The 18,863-nt window shown below is 39.5% G+C and carries 15 protein-coding genes; 12 read left to right on the top strand and 3 right to left on the bottom strand.

Annotated elements, in window-relative coordinates; genetic code table 11:
* Positions 1 to 143: 143 nt before the first annotated feature.
* From L870_RS0101355 to L870_RS0101300, 12 genes are all read left to right on the top strand, one after another.
* Complete coding sequence (locus L870_RS0101355) at positions 144 to 1,922, top strand: DHH family phosphoesterase (protein ID WP_242836470.1); 1,779 nt, start codon at positions 144 to 146, stop codon at positions 1,920 to 1,922.
* 20 nt (positions 1,923 to 1,942) lie between these two features.
* Entirely contained in the window at positions 1,943 to 2,389 is a 447-nt protein-coding gene (gene rplI / locus L870_RS0101350; protein ID WP_028516584.1) for a 50S ribosomal protein L9, read from the top strand.
* A 12-nt stretch (positions 2,390 to 2,401) separates the two neighbouring features.
* On the top strand, positions 2,402 to 3,757 hold the full coding sequence (gene dnaB / locus L870_RS0101345; RefSeq protein WP_028516583.1) for a replicative DNA helicase: 1,356 nt from the start codon (positions 2,402 to 2,404) through the stop codon (positions 3,755 to 3,757).
* Positions 3,754 to 5,094 carry a tRNA lysidine(34) synthetase TilS gene (gene tilS, locus L870_RS18215; protein WP_051411331.1) on the top strand — a complete coding sequence of 447 codons (1,341 nt, stop codon included), beginning with the start codon at positions 3,754 to 3,756 and terminating at the stop codon, positions 5,092 to 5,094. The genes dnaB and tilS overlap by 4 nt, the downstream gene beginning before the upstream one ends.
* Before the next feature lie 56 nt (positions 5,095 to 5,150).
* Entirely contained in the window at positions 5,151 to 7,022 is a 1,872-nt protein-coding gene (ftsH, locus tag L870_RS0101335) for an ATP-dependent zinc metalloprotease FtsH (protein WP_051411343.1), read from the top strand.
* 125 nt (positions 7,023 to 7,147) lie between these two features.
* Positions 7,148 to 7,567, top strand: a complete 420-nt coding sequence (locus L870_RS0101330) for an FHA domain-containing protein (protein WP_028516581.1) — start codon at positions 7,148 to 7,150, stop codon at positions 7,565 to 7,567.
* Complete coding sequence (locus L870_RS0101325) at positions 7,557 to 8,867, top strand: FtsW/RodA/SpoVE family cell cycle protein (RefSeq protein WP_028516580.1); 1,311 nt, start codon at positions 7,557 to 7,559, stop codon at positions 8,865 to 8,867. Before L870_RS0101330 ends, L870_RS0101325 begins: the two co-directional genes overlap by 11 nt.
* Positions 8,864 to 10,225: a penicillin-binding transpeptidase domain-containing protein gene (locus tag L870_RS0101320; protein ID WP_028516579.1), complete on the top strand. Its 1,362-nt coding sequence runs from the start codon at positions 8,864 to 8,866 to the stop codon at positions 10,223 to 10,225. The genes L870_RS0101325 and L870_RS0101320 overlap by 4 nt, the downstream gene beginning before the upstream one ends.
* 142 nt (positions 10,226 to 10,367) lie before the next feature.
* Positions 10,368 to 10,895 carry a ribosome hibernation-promoting factor, HPF/YfiA family gene (gene hpf / locus L870_RS0101315; RefSeq protein WP_028516578.1) on the top strand — a complete coding sequence of 176 codons (528 nt, stop codon included), beginning with the start codon at positions 10,368 to 10,370 and terminating at the stop codon, positions 10,893 to 10,895.
* A gap of 73 nt (positions 10,896 to 10,968) precedes the next feature.
* Positions 10,969 to 11,637, top strand: coding sequence for a lactate utilization protein (locus L870_RS0101310; RefSeq protein WP_028516577.1), 669 nt, complete (start codon positions 10,969 to 10,971; stop codon positions 11,635 to 11,637).
* Between the two features lie 3 nt (positions 11,638 to 11,640).
* Positions 11,641 to 12,477, top strand: coding sequence for a putative ABC transporter permease (locus L870_RS0101305; protein ID WP_051411329.1), 837 nt, complete (start codon positions 11,641 to 11,643; stop codon positions 12,475 to 12,477).
* A 133-nt stretch (positions 12,478 to 12,610) separates the two neighbouring features.
* Entirely contained in the window at positions 12,611 to 13,585 is a 975-nt protein-coding gene (locus L870_RS0101300; RefSeq protein WP_028516575.1) for an aldolase catalytic domain-containing protein, read from the top strand.
* A gap of 51 nt (positions 13,586 to 13,636) precedes the next feature.
* On the opposite strand, the gene L870_RS0101295 is transcribed toward L870_RS0101300, so the two are convergent.
* From L870_RS0101295 to L870_RS0101285, 3 genes are all read right to left on the bottom strand, one after another.
* Entirely contained in the window at positions 13,637 to 14,293 is a 657-nt protein-coding gene (locus L870_RS0101295; protein WP_028516574.1) for a phage head-tail adapter protein, read from the bottom strand.
* A gap of 74 nt (positions 14,294 to 14,367) precedes the next feature.
* Positions 14,368 to 16,608 carry a DNA gyrase/topoisomerase IV subunit A gene (locus tag L870_RS0101290; protein WP_028516573.1) on the bottom strand — a complete coding sequence of 747 codons (2,241 nt, stop codon included), beginning with the start codon at positions 16,606 to 16,608 and terminating at the stop codon, positions 14,368 to 14,370.
* A gap of 230 nt (positions 16,609 to 16,838) precedes the next feature.
* Positions 16,839 to 18,818 carry a toprim domain-containing protein gene (locus L870_RS0101285; RefSeq protein WP_028516572.1) on the bottom strand — a complete coding sequence of 660 codons (1,980 nt, stop codon included), beginning with the start codon at positions 18,816 to 18,818 and terminating at the stop codon, positions 16,839 to 16,841.
* Between the last annotated feature and the right edge of the window lie 45 nt (positions 18,819 to 18,863).

Below are 18,863 nucleotides of genomic sequence, written 5' to 3'. Positions count from 1 at the left end.
GAGCTATGACGTCAGCTTTTCTGTTGATAGACCACAATGATAAAGTCATTAATATTGTTTTTATTTCAGCTGTGACATTTATCTTTGCTTGTATTGTCTATACTGTTATTTATTCAAGAAATGCAATGCGGCGAATATCAAAAATGAATCAGCACCTTGAAAGTTCAGCTGCTGAATTCATGAATTCACTTCCTGCGCCGGTAGCTGTTATAGATGACAATAAAAAATTTGTATGGTACAATCGGATCTTTGCTGAAAAAATAAGTCTCGGACAAGATGTATACGGACATGATTTTGAGGGATTTGTACGGATTGACATAGAGTCTCTCATCACAAACGGCTCTGCACTCTGTCCACTGAACGGCTGTATTTATAATGTTACAGCCGAAAAATTCGATAAAAACGATATGTACTTTCTCGTCCTATATTTCCATGATGATACGAGCTATTATAGTATAAAGAAGAATATGGATGAATCTCATCCAAATGTTGTGGTCATTACTATTGATAATTACGATGATATAATGCAGAATGCAAAGGAAAGCGAAAAAGCTCAGACATCTGTTGAAACCGAAAAACTCATAGAGAATTTTATGAGCAATACAAACGGTTTTATAAAAAAGACCTCTGCAAACACTTTCTTTGCAATTCTTGAAAGCCGTCATCTTAAAGAGATTATCGACGGAAAATTCAAGCTTCTTGATGCTGCAAGAAATATCAAGATAGCAGGAAAATATCCCCTCACCTTCTCTATAGGTGTTGGTCAGGGCGCTTCATCTCTTTCCGAAAGCGAAAAGATCGCCCGTCAGTGTCTTGATATGGCTCTCGGAAGAGGAGGAGATCAGGCTGTAGTAAAAACCGAAAGCGGATACAGATTCTTTGGCGGTGTCTCAAATGGTGTTGAGAAACGTTCACGTTCAAAGACAAGGATAATTGCAAATGCATTGCAGGATCTTATAATGAACTCCGAAAAGGTATTCATTATGGGACATCGCTTTGGCGATCTTGATTCCGTCGGAGCAGCCTGCGGACTTGCAGGAGCAGTTTCGATACTCGGAAAAGAAGCCTATATAGCTGTAGACCGTACAAAAAATCTTGCTATAAATCTTATTGATACGATCGATGCCGAAACTGAAAGTGATCTGTTCATAACACCTGCTGAGGCTGAAGGCATGATAGGAGCCAATGATATCCTCATTATTGTTGATACACATAATAAAGATTATGTCGAGAGCCGCGCACTTTACGAAAAGGCTCATGCAGTAGTAGTTGTGGATCACCACAGAAAAACAGTTAACTATATTGATGATGCTGTTATCTTCCACCATGAACCATACGCTTCATCGGCTTCGGAAATGGTAACCGAGATAATACAGTATTTCAATTACAACTCAGAAGAAAAGATAGCAAGCTGTTACGCAGATGCACTTCTTGCTGGAATTATGCTTGATACCAAAAATTTTGTAATGCGTACAGGCGTAAGAACATTTGAAGCAGCTGCTTTTCTAAAAAAACTCGGTGCTGATACTGTAGCCGTTAAGCTTCTTTTCTCAAATTCTATAGAATCGTACAGAAGAAAGACTCAGATAGTTGCATCTGCAAAAATACATAATCACTGTGCTATTGCAGCAGCTGATTTCACATCAGATGATATACGTGTAGTTGCTCCGCAGGCGGCTGATGAATTATTGAGTATAACAGATGTTGATGCATCTTTTGTTATCTACAGAACATCAAATACTATCAATATTTCTGCTCGTTCACTTGGTGCGCTCAATGTTCAGCTGATAATGGAACAGCTCGGCGGCGGTGGTCATCAGACAATGGCAGCTACTCAGCTTGAAAATGTTGAAATTGCTGATGCGGTTAAAGCACTTATTTACGCAATTGACGACTGTCGCAAAAACAGTTCTGAAACATAAAAAGAAAGGTCGGTATAAATATGAAAGTAATTTTCTTACAGGATGTAAAAGGATCAGGTAAAAAAGGCGAATTAAAAAATGTCGCAGACGGATATGCACGCAATATGCTAATTCCTAAGGGCTATGCCGTAGAGGCTACGGCAGCAAATATGAACAAACTCGAAGGCGCACAAGCTTCGGCACAGCACAAAATAGATATGGATATTCAGGCAGCAAAGGAAGCTGCTGCCAAGCTTAAAGGCAAAAAAGTAAATGTCATAGCAAAAGCAGGTTCAAACGGCAAGCTTTTTGGCTCTGTAACATCCGCTCACGTTGCTGATGCTATTTCAAAGCAGTTTGATCTACAGCTTGATAAAAAGAAGATCACTCTAAGTACAGATATAAAGAATTTCGGTTCTTATACAGCTACGATAAAGCTTTATAACGGTATATCCGAAACGGTTGATGTTGAAGTCAGCGAAGGCTGATCGGTGAATAATATGGATGAAAATGAGATCCTGCTCGCAGCTCGCGAGCTTCCTCACAGTATTGAAGCTGAACAGTCAGTTCTGGGTGCAATAATCTCCCAACCATCGGTGCTTTCCGATGTTATTGAACTTATAAAGCCCGAATACTTCTATAATGAACAACATAAAGCACTTTACTCCATTATGCTCCAGATGAACTCCATGAGCCTGCCTGTGGATATCGTTACGGTGCTGAATGAAGCTGAAAAACAGCATATTTTTGAAAGTCCTGCCGAGGGCAGACGTTATCTTGCTGAAATAGGCAATTTACTCCCCTCCACTTCAAATATACAGAGCTACTGCAAGATCGTTGCTGATAAATACTTCCTCAGAAGTCTCAGCTATGTCGCAAGATCAATACTTGAAGATGTTCAGTCAGGCGAGCAAGATGCACAGCTCCTTCTTGATGCTGCCGAACAAAAGATATATGACATAAGACAGGGCAGAGACGTAAAGGGACTTGTTCCGCTCTCAGATGCTATAGCCGAAGCGTATGACAGACTCGGAAAAATATCCGGTCCTGACAAGGAAAAGTATGTCGGCGCAAGAACAGGCTTTACTCTCCTTGACAGTATTACTTCGGGACTTAACAAGTCTGACCTTATCATAATTGCCGCAAGACCGGGTATGGGAAAGACTTCCTTCGCCATGAATATAGCTACAAACGTTGCAAGGCGCTCCGAAAAGGAGGTCGTTACATTCAACCTCGAAATGTCAAAGGAACAGCTTGCAACAAGAATTCTTTCCACAGAAGCTCTTGTTGAGTCAAATACACTCAGAAACGGACGTATAACAGGTGAAGACTGGGTCAAACTTGCTACAAGTGCAGGCTATCTCAGCACCATTCCCTTATATATCGACGATACCGCAAGCATGACCGTGCAGCAGATGAAAGCCAAGCTGAGACGAACTAAAAATCTCGGATTGGTTATTATCGACTACCTTCAGCTTATGGAGTCTACTTCACATTCCGACAACAGGGTTACTGTTATCAGTGAAATTACCCGTCAGTTAAAGGTAATGGCCAAAGAACTTAACGTACCTGTTATACTTCTTTCACAGCTTTCACGTGCTGTTGAAAGCCGTACAGATAAAAGGCCGATGCTTTCAGACCTTCGTGAGTCGGGTTCGATCGAGCAGGACGCAGATATCGTTCTGTTCCTTTACCGCGAAGCTTACTACAATAAAGAAAGTCAGCGTCAGAATATATCTGAGTGTATTGTCGCTAAAAACCGACACGGTGAAACAGGAACCGTTGAGCTTATCTGGGACGGTCAGTATACGCGCTTCTCGAATCCTGATTATAATGAAGCACCTGAAAATATATGAATATGTTAACTAAGGTTTACGATTTTATTTTAAAAAACCAGCTGCTTACACGTGGTGATACCGTTGTGTGCGGATTATCAGGCGGAGCTGACAGTGTTACACTACTTTTGGTCTTGAATGAGTTAAAGGCAAAACTTGGGATCAGCGTTGAAGCAGTACACGTAAATCACTGTCTACGCGGAAAAGAAAGTGACAGAGATGAGCAGTTCTGCCGTGAACTGTGTCAGAGGTTAGATATTCCGTTTAAGGCTGTATCTTGCGATGTTAAAGGACTTTCCGCTGCTGAAGGCATCTCAGTTGAGGAAGCTGCAAGAAAGCTCAGATATAAAATATTTGAAGAAAATTCAAAAGGGAAACAGCTTGCAACAGCCCATAACGCCAATGACAATCTTGAAACGGTTATTCTGAACTTATCACGCGGTACAGGCGTAAAAGGTCTTTCAGGCATACCTGTGAAACGCGGAAATATAGTCAGACCGCTGCTAACTGTTACACGTCAGGAGATCGAAGAATATCTTGCGACACATGAACATTCATATGTAACCGACAGTACAAACCTGTCAGATAATTATACAAGAAATAAGATAAGACATAAGGTAGTTCCGCTGCTGTCAGAGATAAATCAATCAGTAAATGAAACTTCAGTAAATACAATAAGCAATCTTAGGGAAGAAAATGAGTTTATCGAAAAAATCGTCTCCGAAGCCGAAGACAAATGCAGAAGAGGCAATAAATTTTTCGGACTGGGTAAATACGATGCAGTAATCAGAAAACGATGTATTTCCCGACTGCTTGCTGATAATCAGCTTCCCTATTCATTCAGCAGACTTGAAGAAGCTGATGATATTTTACTTAAAGGCGGAAAAATAAATATTTCCGGTTCATTTTTTCTTGAAAGCGGCAATGATATTTTTGAGCTTAAAGTTATAAAAAATATCCCGAAGGAAACTATTTCGGCTGAAATAGTCATTGGTAAAGATATATTTATCGGTAACTGCACTGTAAGATGTGAGATTTTGGAATGTGATAATTTGAAGAAATTTGAAGTCGTTCATAAAAAATCCACATTTTATGTTGCTGATTATGATAAAATAAGAGGAAGGCTTATTGTGCGGACAAGAAAGTTCGGGGATAAGATAAAACTTAAAGGACGAGATTTTACTTCTTCCGTCAAAAAGCTGATAAATGAAAAAATTCCTGCTGAGGAACGTTCGGATCTTCTATTCATGGAAGACGAATGTGGAACGATCCTTGCTGAAAAAATCGGTATTGCAGGTCGTATTGCCGCCGATACATGTACAGTCAGGTTTTTAAAAATTTCATTTATACGATCGTAAGAAATGGAGAGGATAATTTGACACCAAAGAAAAGCAAAGGTATTTTTACCTATCTCATGCTCATAATTGCAGCTGTCTTTCTGCTTATCTATGTAAGCTCAAGACTTAATTCCACAAGCAACAAAACTCAGTATTCCGAAATCATTAGCCTTTTCGATAATTATCAGGTATCGAGCTATGAACTGGACCTCGGAACAGGTGAACTGACTTATAGAATTGAAGATCAGGAAAAAGATAAACACTACACCGTTCCAAATGTAAATATATTCCTTGAAGATACCAAGGATTATCGTAAAGAATATAATGAATATCACGCTGAAGAAAATAAGACACTTGAACAGGACTTTATCAAGATAACCGATAGAACATGGCTTTATTCATTGATACCTGTTATCCTTACAATACTCCTTGGTGTTGCTATCCTTTATTTCATGATGAAGCAAAGCGGCGGAGGCAGTAAATATACAAGCTTCGGGAAGGCAAATCTGAAAAGCAGTGCAAGTGCAAGAAAAGCTACTTTCAAGGACGTTGCAGGTGCTGATGAAGAAAAACAGGAGCTTGTTGAGATCGTTGACTACCTAAAAAATCCAAAGAAATACACCGATCTTGGTGCTAAAGTACCTAAGGGTGTGCTTCTGTTAGGCCCTCCAGGTACCGGTAAAACTCTTCTTGCAAGAGCTGTTGCAGGCGAGGCGGGATGCCCGTTCTTCCCTATTTCGGGTTCTGATTTCGTTGAAATGTTTGTTGGTGTCGGTGCTTCAAGAGTAAGAGATCTTTTTGAACAGGCAAAAAAACACGCTCCCGCAATAATATTCATTGATGAAATTGATGCTGTAGGTCGTCACAGAGGCGCAGGTCTCGGAGGCGGTCACGATGAGCGTGAGCAGACACTTAACCAGCTTCTCGTTGAAATGGACGGTTTCACAGGAAATGAGAGCGTAATCGTTATTGCTGCTACTAACAGAAGAGATATCCTCGATCCTGCTCTTCTCAGACCGGGCAGATTCGACAGACAGATCGTTGTAGGATATCCCGACGTAAAGGGCAGAGAAGAGATCCTTCAGGTTCATGCAAAAAACAAGCCTCTTGGTCCTGATGTAAATATCAAGACTATCGCAAGAACAACTCAGGGCTTTACAGGTGCGGATCTTGAAAATGTCCTGAATGAAGCTGCTCTCCTTGCTGCAAGAAACAACCGCCTTGCTATTACAGAGGCAGATATCGAAGAAGCTACTATGAAGGTAATTGCAGGTCCTGAAAAGAAGTCAAGAATCGTTACCGAGCATGACAAGCTGGTAACTGCTTATCACGAAGCTGGTCATGCTGTTGCTGCATATAATCTCAAAACTCAGGATAAGGTTCATCAGGTAACGATTATCCAGCGTGGTATGGCAGCGGGTCTTACAGTTACAAGACCTGACAACGATGATATGCACGTTTCAAGAAATCAGATGCGTGAAAGTATCGTAATGCTTCTTGGCGGCCGTGTTGCTGAGGAACTCTTCATAGATGACATATGTACAGGTGCTTCAAATGATATTGAACGCGCTACAGCAACTGCACGTAATATGGTCACAAGATACGGCTTTTCCAAGAAAATAGGTACTGTTGTTTACGGTTCTGATAATGATGAAGTATTCCTTGGTAAGGATTACGGTCATACAAGAAACTACAGCGAAGCTGTAGCAGCTCAGATTGATGAAGAAGTACGTGCTATTATTGAACAGGCTTACAGTGAGTGTACAGAGCTCATCAAAGCACACTCGGATAAGATGCATTTCCTTGCTAAGTATCTTCTTAAATATGAGAAGATCGACGGCGATGATTTTGAAAAGCTTATGCGCGGCGAAATCCCAGAATCTGTACTTTATGAGAGTGAAGTAATTGATACAGCATCAAAAACACACGAAGAAAATACTGAAATCTAAAATAAGATCCCGAAGAGTTTTCTTCGGGATTTTTAATGCTGTCATACAAATATATTATACACATTGCATTTCTTAACTTTTTGTGTTATAATTAAACAGTATATTTATTTTATGGAGGTGTTCGCTTGAATTCTCTGAATATAATATTGTGTGCTGCTGCAATTACTGCACTTGATATATGTATTTTTGTTCTTGTAATAACAGCCTATTGCGAAAAAAGATCATCTAAAAAGAACTGGCATGAGCTTGCACATGATATGGAGCTTGCCGAGCAGGACAAAATATATGATCTCGGCTGTGATGAAGTACTTATAGGTCGTCACGCATCAGCTGATATACGTCTACCTGATCTTTCTGTATCACGTTATCATGCAATGCTTACTGTTTCAAACGGTATATGGACTATTAAGGATATCGGTTCAAAATCAGGTGTTTTTGTAAACGGCAATCTGATACATGAGATCATTCTTCATGAAAACGACGTTATCAAGCTTGGAAATCGCCGCTTGATATTCAGAAAAAGGAGGCAGGAACGTGTACGCTAACCCAGTAGCATATATTTTTTCATGCATATTTGTTATTTTTGCCCATTCTGCGATGCTGGTAAATATATGGTTCAACGGAAATTTTTCAGAAACGCGGGATATAGCTGTTCTCGGTGCTGCTGTGATCATACTTGACATTGCTTTTTTTGTAGTCATTCTGTTCTTTAAGCAAATGTCATATGTTCTCGATTTTCTTCTGATACTTATACTGAACATGAGTGTTATCTTCCAGTCATGTTTTATATGTAAATTCAATATAAAGCATTATATTACCTGTATTATCTGTCTTGCAGCAAGCAAATGCGGATATATTCTTTGCAAAAACCATAAGATACTACAGTCAAATAAAAAATATATCTATGGCGGTATAGGCTTACTGCTGCTTCTGGTTCTTATCGTATATTTTGCAAAACACGATATGTGGATAAGAATAGGTTCATTTACATTGCAGCCCTCAGAATTTATAAAACCTCTTTTTGTACTTGCCTGTGCAACTTCAATTGCCGACCAGCAGAAAAAACACAAGATACTTATCTTTAACGTTGTATATGAAAACATTGCTCTTTTCTGTATTATGGCGGCTATATGCCTTGTTCAGGTCAAATCACATGATTACGGCAGCCTACCAACATTTATAAGTATATACTGTGTCGGTTTCATACTTAGAATATGCTATCCGAAAGCTAAGTTTTCAAAGAAAAAGCTTGTTGCTGTTATAGCAATAATAGTCGTATTCCTGCTTATTGGTCTGAAGTATGCTCCCGAATACGTACAGCATCGTCTGCACGTCGATATATGGAGCGATAAAACGGGTGACGGATATCAGCAGTCACAAGCTCTCATTGCCATCGCTAACGGAGGTTGGTTCGGAGTTGGTCCAGGAAGAGGTTACCTTTCAAATATTTTTGCATATGATAATGATATAGTTTTTGCTACAGTAAGTGAGGAGTGGGGACTTTTATTCGCACTTATGATGGTTCTTACTATTCTTATCATCACTGCTGTACCTCTTATCAATCCAACAAGATCATACTATCACGCCACTATGTCATCATGTATTTGCGCTGCCTTTATTGTGCAAATGGCTCTTAATATATTCGGTTCATGTAACCTTATACCATTTACAGGTGTTACTATACCATTCATCTCATCAGGAGGAAGCTCGCTTTTAGTAAGCGGTTTTATGACAGGTATGCTAACAGCAGGACAGTCCCCTGTTTTTAATGAGCATAGATCAAAGTCTAAGTCTAAATCAAAAAAACAGGAAGAAGCTGTGCCTGCATGGAGGTGGAAGGAATGAAAAGTATAAAAAGAACCCAGCGCGTTACAAGTCTCATTATCCTTCTGTTTATTATAGGAATGGCAATACTTGTTTTAAAAATAATACATGAGTCATCATTTTATATGATGAATTCCGATCAGCTTCAGCTCGGCTATGTATACGACAGGAAGGGTGATGTACTATATGACGGTACAGGAAAAGGCTCTTACCCTGACAATTACTTCATTGATGTCGGAAATATTATCGGTGATGAAAAGGGACAAATGGACAACACTCTTGTTGCCAGAAATCTTGAAAAGCTCAACAACTATAATTTCTCCGACGGATTACTAAAAGACGGCGGCAAAGCAGCTATATATACGACTCTTGACCATGCTGCAAACCGCGCTGTATTTGACGCATACGGTTATATGAAGGGCTGTGTATCAGCTTATAACTACAAAACGGGTGAGATGCTTGTTTGTACAAGCCTCCCCTCTCTTGACGTAACAAAAGGATACGATAATATCCAGAGTTTTGAATCGGCTACGCTTCTTTCAAAAAATCTATACGGAACCGTTCCGGGTTCTACTCAGAAGGTCTCTACAGTAATTTCTGCTCTTGAGATAATGGGAAGCGGACTTCTTTATTCAAAGAGCTATACCTGTACAGGAAAATACCTCAATCAGACAGGTGGAGAAATTGACTGCCATAACGCTTACGGTCACGGAACTCAGAATATTCAGGAAGCCTTTGAAAACAGCTGTAACCCTTTCTTTGCTCAACTTATCGAAGATACCGACCTTCCATTTGAAAGGTTGAAAAAGCAGTATGAAAAGCTTGGATACGTTCTTAACGGCGACAAGCCAAAATATCTTGATATAGACGGTATCCAGTGCGCAACAGCTTCTACAACACTTGAAAATCCTCTGGAATTTAAAACTCAATGGGGCTGTATCGGTCAGGGCGACACTCTTGTAAGCCCTATACAGCTCATGATGTGGGAAAGTGCCATCGCAAATGAAACAGGCAGAATGACAATGCCTTACTTTATTGATCATGTAACAAATACTCGCGGTACAGTAAAGGAAAAAGCTAAAACAAAATACAGTGATAAGCTTTTCTCCGAGAATACAGCCTCAGGTGTTAAACAGATCATGCTCACAAATGGTGCTGACAGATATTCTTATCTCATATCAGGATATAATATTGGAGTAAAAAGCGGTACAGCTCAGGTTCAGGAGGGGGCAAAAGAAAATTCACTGCTTGTCGGCTTTGTTGATGACCCATCATTCCCTATTGCATTCTGTATTCTTATTGAGGATAAAGACAGCGGCTGGCTGACAACTGAAAATATTGCGCAGGTACTGCTCGATAATTTAAAAAACAATTTCTGATGTCATATTAAACAAATAAAAGGATAACCTTTGTGCATTTAAACAAAATTAATAAAATTCTCTTGTATCTCCACAGAAGTTATGGTATAATATAACCATAAAGAAATGCTTTGCTTTGAGCAAGGCGCAAAGGAGGACCAATATGAAAACAACTATCACAGCTAAAAAAATGCAGATCCCTACTAACTTTACTGAATATGCTGAGAAAAGGATCGATTCTCGTCTCGGTAAGTTCTTTGGAGATGAAGCTGACGCTAAGATCGTTATTTCTGAGATCAAGACTCAGATTATCCTTGAGCTTACTGTTAAATACAACAGTATTATATTCCGCGCAGAGCGTTCTGCTGAAGACAAATATGTAGCTCTTGATGATGCGATCGACAAGATAATAAGACAGATCCGCAAGAATAAGACAAAAGTAGAGAAGAAACTCAAGGATACAGCTTTCAAGGAGGCGTTTGCTTATCCTGTACCCGAAACAGTTGATTATGAAGTAATCAAGCATAAGAAATTCAAGATGAGACCTATGGATATTGATGAAGCTATTCTTCAGATGAATATGCTCAGCCACGAGTTCTTCATGTTCACAAATGCAGATTCAGGGCAGATTAACGTTGTATATAAGCGTGATGATGGAAACTACGCTGTTCTTGAACCTGATATGGAATAATTAAAAACTGATATGTTGTATGCGGGGCATTTTTGTCCCGCATACTGATTTTATAATAGCCGGAGTGATAATAATGGATAATAATAAAAAAACAATAATTGAAAAACGCATTGCAAAAGTCGGTGAAAATCTCAAAAAGAACAATATGGAGTTCTATTACGCTGAAACAAAGAAAAAAGTCTCCGATATTGTCAAAAACCTTATAAAAAAAGGGGATGTAATAACAAACGGCGGCACAATGACAATGGCAGAATGTAATTTAGCGGAGCTTCTTAACTCTCCCGATTATAATTATCTTGACAGATCAAAAATGACTCCTGAGGAGATTGCAGAGCTTTACATAAAAGCCTTTTCGGCAGATGTATACATTTCAAGCTCAAATGCCATAACCGAAGACGGCTGCCTTTATAATGTTGACGGAAACAGCAACCGTATAGCTGCAATAGCTTTTGGACCCAAATCAGTCATAATTATTGCAGGATATAATAAAATAGTAAAGAACCTTGAAGAGGCGGAGATCAGAGTAAAAAGAGAAGCCGCTCCCCCAAACTGTGTTCGCCTTAGTTGTCCGACATACTGTGCTGAAAAAGGGGAATGTTTGTCTCTCTCTAAGGCAGACAGACAAATTACAGACGGCTGCGGAGGCGATGGAAGAATTTGCTGTAATTACCTTATCTCTGCACATCAGCGTCATAAAGGACGTATTAAAGTAATTATCGTTGGAGAGGAGCTTGGCTACTAAAATATGAATGAAACTGCTCTGATGATATATAAAACTGCGAGTTACTTTGTCATATATGCTTTCTTTGGCTGGTGTCTCGAAGTTGTATATCAGGCTGTGGAACACGGAAAATTTATAAACCGTGGTTTCTTGAATGGTCCGTACTGTCCTATCTATGGGTTCGGAGTTATTATAGTTTATAACGCCCTTGAACCACTGAAAGAAAATATATTTATCCTTTATTTCGGAGCAGTTATTCTGACTACAGCCCTTGAACTTATAACAGGATTTCTGCTTGAAAAAATTTTTGATCAGAAATGGTGGGACTATTCCCGTGAGAAATTTAATTTTAAAGGCTATATATGCCTTAAATTCTCTTTGCTATGGGGTGTTGCCTGTCTGATAACTGTAAGACTTATACACCCTACAGTAAATAATTTCGTTGATAAGTTACCGCATTTAATTGGAATAGCTGTTCTTGTTGTTTTCTTTACAGGCTTTATAAGCGATATGATTATAACTGTTTTTGCTATTGTCCACATAAAAAAGAAGTTAAAACTGCTTGACGGTATTTCAAAAGAGATGCGAAAAATATCTGATAAAACAGGTGAAAGAATCTATGACAGTGTGGAATATGTCATTGAAAAGAAAACTTCTTTAGACGAAAAAACTTCAGAACAGCTTGAAAAGTTCAATGAGCTTGCAAAAAAATATGCAAAGCTTCGTGAAGGAAAAAACTACACACTCTCACGTCTTTCAAAAGCCTTTCCTAAGCTTACTATTTACCAGACTAAAAACTTTAAAGATCAATTCAATGAATTAAAGACTAATTTAATGAAATATAAGAAAAAAGAGGACTGATTTTTAGCCCTCTTTTTTCAGAAATTTCAAGAAAACGTTTGACAAACAAGAAAAAGTATGTTATACTATATGTAGAAACACTTTAAAGCGTTACAGCTTAAAGCTTTATAGTGTAAAAGAAAGAGGAGTTTTTATGAAAGAGTTATCTAAGCTTATGAATTACAGATCAGATGTTAGAGTAGTTGACGCTACTCTCAGAGACGGCGGACTTGTTAATGACTTCAGATTCAGTGACGAATTTGTCAGAGACCTTTACCTTTCCAATATCAAAGCAGGCGTAGACTATATGGAATTTGGCTACAGAGCCGACAAGGAAATGTTCAAGGCAGAGGATTTCGGACCATGCAAGTTCTGTGATGACGAGTATATCCGCTCCATAGTCGGTGAAAATCACACAGATCTTAAGATCGCTATCATGGCTGATGTAGGACGCTGTAATTACAAGCAGGATATCGTTGAACGCGAAAACAGCCCTGTAGATCTTATTCGTGTAGCTACATATATTCATCAGATCCCAACTGCTGTGGATATGATTGAGGACGCAAAGAAAAAGGGGTATGAAGTAAGTTGTAATATCATGGCTATTTCAAATGCTCAGGAAGGTGATATGAAGGTTGCACTTGATATCCTTGGTCAGTCCCCTGTTGATGTATTTTATATAGTTGACAGCTTCGGCTCATTATATCCGGAACAGATCGCTCGTATAGCTAATCTTTACGGTGAATTTGCTGAAAAGTACGGCAAAAAGGTCGGCATCCATGCTCATAACAATCAGCAGCTTGCTTTTGCTAATACAATCGAAGCTGTCGGTGACGGCGTAGACTGGCTCGACGCAACATATTCATCAATGGGAAGAGGTGCAGGCAACTGCGCAATGGAGCTTCTTCTTGGATTCCTCAAAAATCCAAAATATAACGTATATCCTGTATTCCAGTTTATCGAGAAGCATATGGATAAATTACGTGAAGAAGGTGCAGTATGGGGATATGATCTTCAGTATCTGCTCACAGGTCTTTTCAATCAGCATCCAAGAACAGCTATTCAGTACACCAAGGATAAGCGCAGAGACGTTTCTGAATTTTATAAAGAAATAATTTCTCAGGAATAATTGTTAAACTAACAGCCGAAATACAATTATTTATTGCATTTCGGCTGTTTTTTATTTCTTTAGCTTCGCTTTTATACGTATGCAGGCTTCTGCATGCATTATCCAGTGCCTTGAAAACGGCATCTGTATGAGTCCGCGTATATCCTTTTCACACCAGTAATCAATGAGCCATGCTGCACTTTCATCATTACTTACGACGTTCAGACTTTTCAGATAATCCTTCCGTTCGTCTGATATCTTTCTTTTCAGATCATCAAATGAAAGAGTTTTAATAATTCTTTCAGTACTTTTCTTTACTTCACTGATATATGCATAAAGCTCATCTATGTCTAATTGTTCTGAAAAATCTGCTATCTGCTGTTTTACAAGCTCATTACCTGTTGTTATTATGGGAGAATTTATACGCTTATTGTATTTTTCCGAAAAGAATACCTGCTCATCTTCATTAATAAGGGAATGTGCAACGATATCTTCTATGCGAAAAATATGCCATAAGGAATATGCAATTGTTTTTGAATGATAACCTTCAGCATTAATGAAAGGAATAGCATTGAAGTCAGCTCTTGAAAGCTCACATCTGAACAGATCTATTACCTGTATAAGCTGTTTCCTGAGTTCAAATAGTGTTTCGATGCCGTTGTTATATGTTTCTGATTTTTTTAGCTGTATTTGCATTGTTTTATTAAGTTCAGACCATTCTTTATTCATACTTTCACCTCTATACAGATATTTCATAAAAAGCCATAGTATTGCATTCAGGCAAAACTATGGCTTTTCTATTATTAAAATGTAAGCTGATTGCTGTCACCAAGCTCCTTGGCAGGCTTTCCTGCGGCAGGAACGCTCTTTGAACGATATTTCTCAAGCTCAGGCAGTTCCTCAGGAGCTATAAGCGATGCTGATGAAAGGAATGCTTTCTTTCTTAAATTTATAACCTGTACGCCCTGAGAATCCCTTGTAGACTTAGGGAGTATCATGCCTGTATTAAATACAAGTGCATGACCGCTTGTAGTCCTGAGAAGGATATCACTGTCCTCAGCTGTGAATATTGCAGCAACAAGCGGCGACTTCTCCGAATAAGCCTTTGCAAGTTTTTTACGGTTGGTCTTGGTCTCATATGATTTCATAGGCACTTTTGCGACTTTGCCGTTTTCAAAGAAGAAAAGGATATATCCACTATAATCCGTTGTCGGAACAAGTGTTTTGAGCATCTCACCGTCGTCAAAGCTAAGTTTTGCAGGTATATAATCACCCATTACACTTGCCTTTGTATCATCGAATGCACTTGCTCTCGATTTATAAGCCTGAGCCTTATCCGAGAAGAAAACAAGATCAGTCTTGTTAGTAGCTTCAAAGGTCTGGCTGATAAAGTCACCTTCTTTAAGCTTCTGCTCACCGCTCATTCTCAGCGACTGAGGAGTGATCTTCTTGAAGTAGCCGCTGTCAGATACAAATATATTGACAGCATAATCAGGCGTATCATCTACATCATCTGTTTCTTCAACATCAGAAAGATAATAGAACATTGTCTTTCTCGGCTGAGCGTAGTTCTTTATAACATCACGCAGCTCATTAACGATTATCTTACGTATTTTCTTCTTATCACGGAGGATATCTTCCATTTCCTCAATATCCTTTTTGAGCTGATCTACTTCCTCGATACGGCGAAGGATATACTGCTTATTGATATTACGAAGCTTTATTTCTGCAACGTATTCAGCCTGTATTTCATCAATACCAAAGCCTATCATAAGGTTTGGCACAACGTCCGCTTCATTCTCGGTCTCTCGGATTATCTTTATAGCCTTGTCGATATCAAGAAGTATCTTGGATAGAGCTTCAAGAAGATGAAGCTTTTCCTTTTTCTTCTGGAGGTCGTGATATGTTCTACGCTGGATACATTCTTCTCTGAACGCAGTCCATTCAATAAGTATCTCACGCACTCCCATTACCTTCGGAGTACCTGCTATCAGTATATTAAAGTTACATGGATAGCTGTCCTGCAAAGGAGTAAGGCGGTAAAGCTTCTGCATTAGCTTTTCGGGATCAGTTCCGCGTTTAAGATCAATAGCTATTTTAAGGCCTTCAATATCTGTCTCATCACGTATATAAGAAACTTCCCTGATCTTTCCCTGTTTTACAAGGTCTATTATCTTCTCAATTATAGCCTCAACGGTAGTTGTATACGGAATTTCAGTTACTTCAATACAGTTTGCGGTTTTATCATAACTGAATTTTGCACGTACCTTGATACTACCTCTACCCGTCTCGTAAACCTTATTAAGCTCCGCCTCATCATAGAGCATAAGTCCGCCGCCGGGGAAATCAGGACCTTTAAGAGTACTGAGTATGTCATGGTTCGGGTCCTTCATAAGAGCTATGGTCGTCTCGCAGACTTCTTCAAGATTGAACGGACATACATTGCTTGCCATAGATACAGCGATACCTGTGTTTGAGTTTACGAGCACCGTAGGAAAAGTTGCAGGAAGAAGGGTAGGCTCCTGCATTGTGTTATCATAGTTTGGTACGAAATCTATGGTTTCCTTGTCAATATCACGGAAAAGCTCATTGCATATCTTTTCAAGCTTTACCTCTGTATAACGAGGTGCAGCAAAGTGCATCTTACTGGAATACTGCTTGCCGAAGTTGCCCTTGCTGTCAACGTAAGGGTGGAGCAAAGCCTCATTTCCGCGTGTCATACGAACAAGAGTCTCATATATAGCCTGATCGCCGTGAGGATTGAGCTTCATTGTCTCACCAACAACATTGGCAGACTTGGAACGTTCCTTTTCGGGATTGAGCAGTCCTCTCTTATACATCATATACAAGAGCTTTCTGTGAGAAGGCTTGAAGCCGTCTATCTCAGGAAGAGCTCTTGAGATAATAACGCTCATGGCGTACGGCATATAGTTCTTTTTTAGCGTATCAGTTATCTTTTCATCAACTACACTGCCTGAACCTTCAATATAAGCTTCATGCTTGAATACAGGCTGTTTTTTTGGAGTTTCCTTTTTTCTTGGCATTTACTCTTCTCCTTGTGATGATTTTCTTTCTTTTTTCTTTAACAGTTTCTCAGGAGCTTTAACATCTTCCGCAATCTATGCATATAGTATGATACAGAGATGTTAACCTGAGTAAACTATCGACACTGTAAACTGCACCGTAAAAATTCTGATAACCTGTAATGAATTCAGTACCGCCTCAGAAACGGCACTTTGTCATTTTAACTTTCTTCATATCAATCGCCAAGCTATCAGCTTATATCAGCAAGTTCAAGATAATCAGCGCCATATTCTGAGATATAGTCCTTACGTCCCTGAAGATCGTCACCGAGAAGCATCTCGAATACCTCAGCTGATTCTGTTATATCATCTGCTGTGACCTTGATAAGTCGACGTGTATCAGGATTCATTGTAGTAAGGCTCATCATATCAGGCTCGTTTTCACCGAGACCTTTCGAGCGCTGTATCGTATGCTTTTTATCACCAATCATTTCCAGTATTCGCTGCTTTTCCTGCTCTGTATAGGCAAAATATGTCTTTTCCTTTGTATTTATCTCAAAGAGAGGAGACTCAGCGATATATACGTACCCCTGCTCAATAAGTGTAGGAGTCAGTCTGTAAAGCATAGTAAGGATAAGTGTTCTTATCTGAAAGCCGTCAACGTCCGCATCGGTACATATAACGATCTTGCTCCAGCGGAAGTTGTTTATATCAAAGTTGGAAAGCTCTTTATTAGCCTTTGTAGTGACCTCAACTCCGCAACCAAGCACTTTAATAAGGTCTGTGATTATCTCACTCTTGAAAATCTTGGAATATTCAGCTTTCAGACAGTTGAGTATCTTACCGCGGACAGGGATTATAGCCTGAAATTCTGCATTTCTCGCAAGCTTTACGGAACCGAGAGCCGAATCGCCCTCCACGATGTATATCTCGCGGCGTGAAACATCCTTTGTACGACAGTCAACAAACTTCTCCACCATATTCGCAAGATCTATAGTTCCTGTAAGCTTCTTCTTTACGTTAAGCCGAACCTTTTCAGCATTCTCGCGGCTTCGTTTGTTTATGAGTATCTGTTCTGCTATTTTCTGTGCTTCATCAGGATTCTCGATAAAGTAAACTTCCAGCTGATGACGAAGAAATTCAGTCATTGCTTCACGAATAAATTTATTTGTGATCGCCTTTTTGGTCTGATTAGCGTAAGAAGTCTGAGTAGAGAATGATGAAGAAACAAGTATCAGACATTCCTCAACATCAGCGTAGGTTATCTTGCTCTCGTTCTTCTGGTAGCCGTTCACTGACTTGATATAGCTGTCTATCTGAGCCTGAAATGCACGCTTTACAGCCTCGGCAGGCGAGCCGCCGTGCTCAAGGAAACTGGAGTTATGATAATACTCTGTCAGTTTAGCCTTGTTTGAAAAAGTAAGCGCAACATCAAGCTTTACCTTATATTCTGGCTTGTCATCACGGTCTCTTCCCTTTTTCTCGGCAGTCCAGTGCTGTATAGAGGAAAGTGCTCCCTCACCTGCTATTTCCTGAACATACTCGGTTATACCTGATTCGTAGAAAAATTCCTGCTCATTAAAGCCGCCTACTTCATTTTCACTGCGAAAAACAAAGAGAATATTAGGATTTACAATAGCCTGACGTTTAAGGATATCGCAGAAGAACTCGTCAGAAACGTTTATATCAGTAAAAACCTCAAGGTCAGGACGCCAGCGTGTCTTAGTACCTGTCTGCTTTTTTTTGCATGGTTCTTTTTTCAGGCCGCCCACGTTATTGCCTTTTTCAAAGTGCAGATCATATTTGAAACCGTCACGGATTACCTCAACGTCCATAAATTCAGATGAATATTGCGTAGAACACAGACCAAGTCCGTTAAGACCAAGTGAATATTCATAAGATTCAGCAGCAGAATCATACTTACCGCCCGCATAGAGCTCACAGTAAACAAGCTCCCAGTTATAACGCTTTTCGTTATTATTATAATCAACGGGACAGCCTCTGCCGAAATCCTCAACTTCTATATCATTATTCCTGTAATGAGTGATTATTATTTTATTACCGTAACCCTCACGTGCTTCATCTATAGAGTTTGAGATGACTTCAAAGATCGAGTGCTCACAGCCGTCCAATCCGTCAGAGCCGAATATAACAGCAGGACGCTTACGGACTCTGTCCGCGCCCTTGAGCATTGATATACTGTCGTTGCCGTAATCTTGTTTCTTAGCCATAATCCTCTGCCTTTCGGTTATGTTTTTATACATACTTAAATATTA

Origin of the sequence: Ruminococcus flavefaciens ATCC 19208 (assembly GCF_000518765.1) — a bacterium.
Classification (GTDB): Bacteria; Bacillota; Clostridia; order Oscillospirales; family Ruminococcaceae; genus Ruminococcus; species Ruminococcus flavefaciens.
The sequence above is the reverse complement of the archived record's forward strand: the minus strand, read 5'-3'. Positions and strand labels throughout refer to the sequence as shown.

Excerpts from the sequence above, each read along its gene's own strand:
- L870_RS0101355 (WP_242836470.1), top strand. The coding sequence starts at position 144 with ATGAATCAGCACCTTGAAAGTTCAGCTGCTGAATTCATGAATTCACTT.
- rplI (WP_028516584.1), top strand. The coding sequence starts at position 1,943 with ATGAAAGTAATTTTCTTACAGGATGTAAAAGGATCAGGTAAAAAAGGC.
- dnaB (WP_028516583.1), top strand. The coding sequence starts at position 2,402 with ATGGATGAAAATGAGATCCTGCTCGCAGCTCGCGAGCTTCCTCACAGT.
- tilS (WP_051411331.1), top strand. The coding sequence starts at position 3,754 with ATGAATATGTTAACTAAGGTTTACGATTTTATTTTAAAAAACCAGCTG.
- ftsH (WP_051411343.1), top strand. The coding sequence starts at position 5,151 with ATGCTCATAATTGCAGCTGTCTTTCTGCTTATCTATGTAAGCTCAAGA.
- L870_RS0101320 (WP_028516579.1), top strand. The coding sequence starts at position 8,864 with ATGAAAAGTATAAAAAGAACCCAGCGCGTTACAAGTCTCATTATCCTT.
- hpf (WP_028516578.1), top strand. The coding sequence starts at position 10,368 with ATGAAAACAACTATCACAGCTAAAAAAATGCAGATCCCTACTAACTTT.
- L870_RS0101310 (WP_028516577.1), top strand. The coding sequence starts at position 10,969 with ATGGATAATAATAAAAAAACAATAATTGAAAAACGCATTGCAAAAGTC.
- L870_RS0101305 (WP_051411329.1), top strand. The coding sequence starts at position 11,641 with ATGAATGAAACTGCTCTGATGATATATAAAACTGCGAGTTACTTTGTC.
- L870_RS0101300 (WP_028516575.1), top strand. The coding sequence starts at position 12,611 with ATGAAAGAGTTATCTAAGCTTATGAATTACAGATCAGATGTTAGAGTA.
- L870_RS0101295 (WP_028516574.1), bottom strand. The coding sequence starts at position 14,293 with ATGAATAAAGAATGGTCTGAACTTAATAAAACAATGCAAATACAGCTA.
- L870_RS0101290 (WP_028516573.1), bottom strand. The coding sequence starts at position 16,608 with ATGCCAAGAAAAAAGGAAACTCCAAAAAAACAGCCTGTATTCAAGCAT.
- L870_RS0101285 (WP_028516572.1), bottom strand. The coding sequence starts at position 18,818 with ATGGCTAAGAAACAAGATTACGGCAACGACAGTATATCAATGCTCAAG.